At 72.8% G+C, this 7,250-nt stretch carries 5 protein-coding genes; 1 reads left to right on the forward strand and 4 read right to left on the reverse strand.

Going from position 1 to position 7,250, the window contains the following annotated elements; all coding sequences use genetic code 11:
* Nucleotides 1-120 precede the first annotated feature (120 nt).
* From ACFZDI_RS21420 to ACFZDI_RS21435, 4 genes are all read right to left on the reverse strand, one after another.
* On the reverse strand, nucleotides 121-2,037 hold the full coding sequence (locus ACFZDI_RS21420; RefSeq protein ID WP_391252463.1) for a BTAD domain-containing putative transcriptional regulator: 1,917 nt from the start codon (nucleotides 2,035-2,037) through the stop codon (nucleotides 121-123).
* Nucleotides 2,038-2,376: 339 nt separating this feature from the next.
* Nucleotides 2,377-4,248 (reverse strand): asparagine synthase (glutamine-hydrolyzing), encoded by a 1,872-nt coding sequence (gene asnB / locus ACFZDI_RS21425; RefSeq protein WP_234750079.1) that lies wholly within the window; start codon nucleotides 4,246-4,248, stop codon nucleotides 2,377-2,379.
* The gene (locus ACFZDI_RS21430) at nucleotides 4,245-4,778 is read right to left on the reverse strand and encodes a hypothetical protein (RefSeq protein WP_391252465.1); all 534 of its coding nucleotides are present in this window, start codon (nucleotides 4,776-4,778) and stop codon (nucleotides 4,245-4,247) included. Before ACFZDI_RS21430 ends, asnB begins: the two co-directional genes overlap by 4 nt.
* On the reverse strand, nucleotides 4,775-5,224 hold the full coding sequence (locus tag ACFZDI_RS21435; protein ID WP_234750083.1) for a DUF1772 domain-containing protein: 450 nt from the start codon (nucleotides 5,222-5,224) through the stop codon (nucleotides 4,775-4,777). Before ACFZDI_RS21435 ends, ACFZDI_RS21430 begins: the two co-directional genes overlap by 4 nt.
* A 224-nt stretch (nucleotides 5,225-5,448) precedes the next feature.
* Here ACFZDI_RS21435 and ACFZDI_RS21440 point away from each other — a divergent pair, with 224 nt between their 5' ends.
* Nucleotides 5,449-7,023: an FAD-dependent monooxygenase gene (locus ACFZDI_RS21440; RefSeq protein WP_391252468.1), complete on the forward strand. Its 1,575-nt coding sequence runs from the start codon at nucleotides 5,449-5,451 to the stop codon at nucleotides 7,021-7,023.
* Nucleotides 7,024-7,250 lie beyond the last annotated feature (227 nt).

Raw genomic sequence — 7,250 nt, forward strand, 5'->3', positions numbered from 1 at the left:
CGGCGGGGGTCGAGACGCTCTCGAAGGCGCCTGGAGAACCGCTGGCGCGCCACCGGCCGCTGGCGGACAGCACGACGGCCCGCCGCACCCGGGGGGTGCGGCGGGCCGTGAGGGGTCCTGTTACCGGCGGACGTCGGCCTTCATCAGGGTGACGCCGGTGCCGCGGACGGCGCCTGCGCCGACCATCCGGCCGTTCGGTACGTCGCCCGCGGGCGCGTCCCGCGACAGCAGGATCAGGGCCTGCCGGGTGAGCCGGGGCACGGAGTACAGCAGCCGGGCGTCCGGGGTCAGGAGCTCCTGCACGAGGTGGACGTCGACGAGGTATTCGAGGAGGGTCTCGGCGTCCCCGATGCCGGGGCGCAGCCGGGTCACCACCTCGTCGAGGCTCCATCGGGGGCGCTCGCGCTGGAGCAGCAGGCGCAGCAACTCCCGTGACGGGGCGGGCAGGTGCCGGTGGCTGGCGGCCACCGTGGTCATCAGCGACTGGGTGCCGTCGGGCAGTTCGAGCAGCATCCGGGGGTTGCCGCGCAGCCGCAGCGCCAGCCGGGCCGCCGACCAGCCGGGCCGTGCGGTGAGCCGGCCGGCCACCGCCCTGATCGCCAGGGGCAGTCCCTCGCACAGCCCCGTCAGCTCCTGCACTGCCGTGGGGTCCTCCTGCCGGGAGCGTTCCCCGGCGACCCGGTCGTAGAGCTGGAGGGACTCCTCCGGGGACAGGGCGGGCAGGACGATCTTGCGGCCGGTGGAGAGGCTGTGCGCCCGGTAGCGGTTGGTGGCGATCACCGCGCAGCCGGACCCGCCGGGCAGGACGGCGCGGATCTGGGAGGCGGTGAGGGCGTCGTCGACGACGACGAGCACCCTGCGGTCGGCGGTCCAGGTGCGGAAGAGCCTGCTGAGCTCGTCGAGTCCGCTGGGCTGTTTCTCGCGCTGGATGCCGCACGCGGTGAGGCAGGCCGACAGCACGTCGGCGAGTTGCTGGGCGCCCTCACCGACGGCGGACAGGTCGATGAAGAGCTGCCCGTCCGGGAAGCGTGGGCGCAGCCGGTGCGCGGCGCGCACGGCGAAGGCGCTCTTGCCGACGCCGGGCGGGCCGTGCACCTCCACCACCCGCATGCCGGTGCTGGGCCGGTCCGCGCCGAGGAAGGTCTCCAGCTGGTCGAGTTCGCGTTCCCGCCCGACGAAGTCACCGGTGTCGGCAGGCAGTTGGGCCGGCCCTGGCCCGAGCCGGCGTCCGCCGGGCACGGACTCGGTCTTGGCCGGGGCCGGCCCCCTGAGGTGGCCGCGGTCGGCGAGCACCTCCTGGTGGAGGCGCTGGAGCTGCGCGGAGGGCTCCAGTCCGAGTTCCTCGACGAGATGGCTGCGCAGGGTGCGGAAGGTGTTGAGTGCGTCCGGGCGGCGGCCGCAGCGGTGCAGGGCCCGCATCAGCTGCCCGGCGAACGCCTCGTGGGTGGGGTGGGCGCGGAAGGCTTCGGACAGTTCGTCCAGGACGGCGTGGTGGCGGCCGAGTTCGAGCTCCAGGGAGAAACGTTGCTCCTGGACGCTCTTACGGCGTTCCTCCAGCTGGGTCGACCAGGCCGAAAGCCGGCGCCCGGTGCTGACGTCGACCAGGGCTCCGCCGTGCCACAGGGAGAGGGCCGCCTTGAGGGTGAGGGCCGCCTCCTCCTCCCCGGCGCCGGTGCGCAGTTGTGCCATGCCCTGTTCGGTGAGCTGGTCGAACCGGTAGGCGTCCACCGACTGCTTGTCGTCCAGCCTCAGTTCGTAGCCGCCCACCCTGGTCAGGATGGCGGGACAGCCGTGCGGTGGGCGGGAGCCGAAGGCCGCGCCGTGTTGTCCGGTGGCCAGAAGCAGTCTGCGGCGCAGTTGATAAATGTAGGTTTGCAAGGTGGTCAGGGCGCTGAGCGGTGGGTGGTCCTCCCACAGTTCCTCGCACAGCTGGTCCACGCTGACCAGCGAGTTGGCATTGAGCACCAGCAGGGCCAGCACCTGACGCAGCTTGGGGGCCGACGGTGTGACGTCCTCCCCGTTCCTGCGTATTCGCATGGAGCCCAGCAGACCGATCTCTATCACTGCATTCCCCCTGAGTGAGCCGCCTGTGTGGGGGGCGGCCATCGGCTTTTCACACCTTCCTGCGTCACTCATTTTTTAGCGAAGCATCAAACACACGAAGGGGCCGGGAAAATTACCCACCCTTTACTGGAGAATTGCGCTCCGCCGGAAAAGAAGTTGAAACCAGCAATATCCCTGCGCACACAACTGACGAAAACGGAAGCCGATTACCACATTCTCGCTCTTCGCCTTCCAGCCATCCTATGCTTCGCGCACATGGATGACAAGGTGCACATTTCTGCGCGGTTGTGTGCGCAGGGCGCCCGCCCCGGCTCACACGTCCAGCTCGACCCCGTATTCCGCGAGCCACGTGTTCAGCTGGAGCACCATCTCCATGCTCGCCCGTTCCACCCACGCGAAGGCACCGCTGGGGGCCGCCGCCGCGCCCAGCGCCACCCGGGTCGCCTCGGCGTCCAGCAGCGGGGCGACCGGCGCCGTCCGGTCCCCTGCCACCTCCCCGAAGCGGTGCCGGACGAACTCGCCGTACGCGGCCTCCTGGACGGTCGGGTAGGCGCTCTTGGGCCGGTTGAGCACCGGCTCCGGCAGCAGATCGGCGACCGCGGCCCGCAGCAGGCTCTTCTCCTGGCCGTTCACCCGCTTCAACTCGGCCGGCACGTTGTAGACGTACTCCACCAGTGCACGGTCGCAGAACGGCGGGCGCAGCTGCACCCCGTGCGCCATGCTCATCCGGTCGGCCCGGTCCAGATGGGTCGGGGCCCACCGGGTCAGCGCCAGATAGGTCACCTCGCGCGCCCTGCGCTCCGCCGGCGTCTCCCCGGCCACCTGCGGCACCTCGGTGAGCGCGTCGCGGTAGTGCTGGTCGGCGTACTCCATGAAGTCCAGCTCCTTGCGGAGCGTACGGTCCACCAGCGAGCAGCCAAGACCGCCGGCGGCCGCGTCGTGCCCGCGCTCGAAGGAGACCCACGGGAAGGTCGTGGAGTTGCTGTGGGCCGGGTCGTACGCCCAGAAGTAGCCGTTGAACACCTCGTCGGCGGTCTCCCCGGAGAGCACCGCCGTGATGCCCGCGCCGCGCAGCGCCTCGAAGAACAGCAGCAGCGAGACGTCCATGTCGCCGAGCGGCGAGGGCGCGTCCTGGCTGCGCAGGGCGGCGGCGTGCGTGCGCGGGTCGGCGAGCGCCGCCGTGTCCAGCAGGATCTCGGTGTGTTCGGTTCCGATGTGTTCGGCCGCGAGGGCGGCGTAGGGGGCGTCCGGGGTGGCGCGCATCGTCGGGTGCGGCTCGAAGTTCTCCGCATAGCCGGAGAAGTTCACCGAGAACGACCGGAGCCGGCCGCCCCGGGCCCGCCGTTCCCGGGACGCGAGGGCGGTCAGCGCGCTGGAGTCGATGCCCCCGGACAGCATCGCGCCGACCGGCACGTCCGCCCGCAGATGGGTAGCGACCGCCTCCGCCAGCAGCCGGCGCACGGTGGCGACGGTGGTCTCCAGGCCGTCGGTGTGCGGGCGGGCGGGCAGCGACCAGTAGCGGCGGTGGCCCGTGCCCGGAGCCCGCACGGTCATCGTGTGGCCGGGCAGCACCTCACGCGTGCCGCGGAACACCCCGGTGCCCGGCTTGCGGCTGTGCGCGAACAGCTCCCGCAGCCCGTCGGCGTCGACCACCGGCCGGACCGCCGGGTGCGCCAGCAGCGCCTTGGGCTCGGAGCCGAAGACCACACCGGACGGCGTCAGGAAGTAGCACAGCGGTTTCACCCCCAACCGGTCGCGGACCAGGAGCAGTTCCTGCCTGCGTACGTCCCACACGGCCAGGGCGAACAGGCCCTCCAGCCGCTCCGGGAACGCGGCACCCCACTCCAGGTAGGCGCGCAGCGCCACCTCCGCGTCGTCCTCCCCCGTGAACCGGTGCCCCTTCGCGGCCAGTTCGCGGCGCAGCTCCACCCGGTTGGTGACGCTTCCATCCAGGGTCAGCACCGCCACCGGGGCGCCGGCCTCCGTCTCCACGAGGGCCGGTCCGCCCGTGTGCCCGGAACCGGTCAGGGCGAGGTGCCGGTGGGCCAGCGCGGCATGGCCCTCGATCCACTCGCCGGAGCCGTCCGGGCCGCGGTGCGCGAGCGCCGCCGCCATCGCCCGTACGGTGGGCGCCTCCGGTGTCAGGTCCCGCTCGAAGTCCACCCAGCCGGCGATTCCGCTCATCGTGGCGTCCTTTCGCTCTCCGCGTGTGATGGGGGTGCGCTGTTCTCTTGCGGGGCGCGGGTGAGGAGGGTGAGCTCCACCAGGGAGAGCCCGTGCCGGGCGACAGCCTCCCGGAACTCGCCGAGCCCCACGGCGCCTTCACCGCGCACCGCGATGCCGAGCCGGCGCGGGGCCTCCTCCCCGTAGCGGCGGTACAGCTCCAGATAGCCGCGCGCGGTGCGCTCCGCGTCGTCGACCAGCGCGAACCGCACCGGCCGCCGCCCGCCCCGCCAGGTGAGCTCGCCCGGCGCGCCGCCCGTGAAGTTGTGCCGCCAGCCGCTGCCGGTGGCCACCACCAGCGCGCCGTCGAGGGAGTGCACCCCGGCGGGCACGGTGTACGGCCGCCCGCTGTGCCGTCCCGTGAAGTGCAGCAGCGCGAGCCGCTCGGCCACCGGGCCGGGCTCGGGGCGGGACAGCAACTCCCGCATCCGGGCATCGGCCGCCGCCCGTTCCGGCCCCTCCGGCAGGTGGCGCACGACGACGGGGCTCATGACAGCACCACCGCGGCGGCGGTCAGCGCGCAGCCCGCGATCGCGAGGACGGTCCGCACCAGGTGCCAGCCGCGCCAGGCGGGGCGGGGGTCCCGCCAGCCGGGGCCCAGGTCCTCGGGCCGGGTCCGCTTGACGGTCCGGTTGATCGGCACGTTCCGGGTCTGCGACACCACGGCCACCCCGGCCATGCACAGCGCGGCGACCGCGAACAGCACCCTCGGGCCGCCCGACGCCCGCACCGCGAACCCCACGTCCACGGCCGTGGAGCCGGTGACGATGAACGGCATGATCCGGTCGTAGCGTCTGCCCAGCAGGATGTGGGTGGACACGTAGCGCTCCGGGGACATCGCGACCAGCGCGGGCATCACGCTCACCGCGACCGCGAAGAGCACCCCCGCCACCAGGCCGGTGCCCGTCAGCACCAGCACACTCAAAGCCTCCACCACCGCTTTCGCCCTCCTTCGAGCCGTGCGACGTCCTTCTGGCCTCGCGCTGTCCTCCGTGCCTGGCCCGAACCTGTCAGCCGCCCCTCGCACGACACTCGAATCCGCCTGGGAGCGGGCGGCCTTGCGCGGGTTCCGCTCACCCGCGCCGCGAGCCCACCTCGAGGCGCCGGGTGTTGCATCGGCCCGCCGAACCGAACGCAATCCACACCCTTCGAGGAGCCGGTATGGCGGACGAGACGACCGAAGTACTCATCGTGGGCGGCAGCATGGTGGGGCTCGCCCAGGCCCTGTTCCTCGCCCGGCAGGGCATCCGGCCGCTGCTGGTGGAGCGGCACGCGGAGATCTCGGCACACCCCCGGGCGCAGGCCGCGAGCCCCCGGACCATGGAGCTGCTGCGTGCGCTGGGGCTGGAGGAGGCGGTGCGGGCACGGGAGAACCCGCACGCCCAGTACGGCGACATCCTCCAGGCCGAGTCGCTGACCGGGAAGGAACTCGGGCGGTTCGACGGGCCGTTCCGCTTCGACCGGCACGAGGTCGGCACCACCGGCTGGACCCTGATCGGGCAGGACCGTCTCGAGCCGGTGCTGCGGGAGCGGGCCGAGCAGCTCGGCGCGGACATCCGGTTCGCCACCGAGATGACGGAGTTCACCCAGGACGCGGACGGTGTCACGACGGTGCTGCGCGGTGCGGACGGTGCCGAACGGGTGGTGCGGGCACAGTACTTGATCGCCGCCGACGGCTCACGGGCGCCGATCCGCACCTCCCTCGGCATCGGCCATCACGGGCCGGGGGTGTTCGGCCGGCAGATGAACATCGTCTTCCACGCCGACCTCGACCCGTACGTGGCGGGGCGCACCTTCTTCCTGTGCTTCGTCAGCAACCCGGTCGTCAAGGGGGTGCTCGGCAAGCTCGGCGGGGCTGATTCCGACCGCTGGGTGCTCGCGCCGAGCCTGCCGCCGGGGGCCGACCACCGCGGTTTCGGCACCGAGGAGTGCGTGGAGCTGGTGCGGGCCGCGGTGGGGGTGCCCGATCTGCCGGTGACGCTGGAGTCCGCGACGAGCTGGGAGATCGCCGCCTGGGTGGCGGACCGCTTCCGTTCCGGACGCGTGCTGCTGGCGGGCGACTGCGCCCATGTCATGCCGCCCACCGGCGGGTTCGGCGGCAACATGGGCATCCAGGACGCGCACAACCTGGCCTGGAAGCTCGCGCGGGTGCTGCGCGGGCAGGCGGGTGCCGGTCTGCTGGACACCTACGAGCAGGAGCGGGCCCCGGTCGCCGAGTTCACCGTCGACCAGGGCGTCATCCGCTACCTCCAGCGCAGCGGCCTCGACGAGGCGGCCGCGGCCCGGCACCGCCCGGAGAGCACGGTGCTGTTCGGGCACATGTACCGGTCGGACGCGGTCCTGCGGGAGGCCGGTGACGACGACACGGCCGTCGTCGAGGACCCGACGGCCCCCACCGGCCGTCCCGGCACCCGTGCTCCGCACATTCCCCTGGTCCGTGAGGGCAAGGACGTCGCCCTGCACGATCTCCTCGACGGTGACTTCTGGCTCCTCGCCGGTCCGGACGGTACGGGCTGGCAGGAGCCGGCGGCCGCGCTCGGGCTGTCCTTCCACCGGGTCGGGGCGGAGGAGTCCCCCGAGGTCGTCCAGCGTTTCCTCGGCCGCTACGGCGTCCAGGGGGCCGGTGCGGTGCTGGTCCGGCCGGACGGGTTCGTCGCGTGGCGGTCGGGTGGGGCGGTGGGGGACCCCGGCGGGTCGCTGACGGCGGTGCTCGATGCGGTGTTGCGGCGTGCGTGAGCGTTCTGTTCGGGGGTGGGGCGGGTTGTCGGGCGACTGCGGCGCCGTCGTGGCTCGTCGCGCAGTTCCCCGCGCCCCTTGAGACGCGCTGCGCGCGTAGTGGGTCGTCGGGCGACTGCGGCGCCGTCGTAGCTCGTCGCGCAGTTCCCCGCGCCCCTTGAGACGCGCTGCGCGCGTAGTGGGTCGTCGGGCGACTGCGGCGCCGTCGTAGCTCGTCGCGCAGTTCC

The organism is Streptomyces sp. NPDC007907 (assembly GCF_042959365.1).
In the GTDB taxonomy this organism is placed as follows: Bacteria; Actinomycetota; Actinomycetes; order Streptomycetales; family Streptomycetaceae; genus Streptomyces; species Streptomyces indiaensis.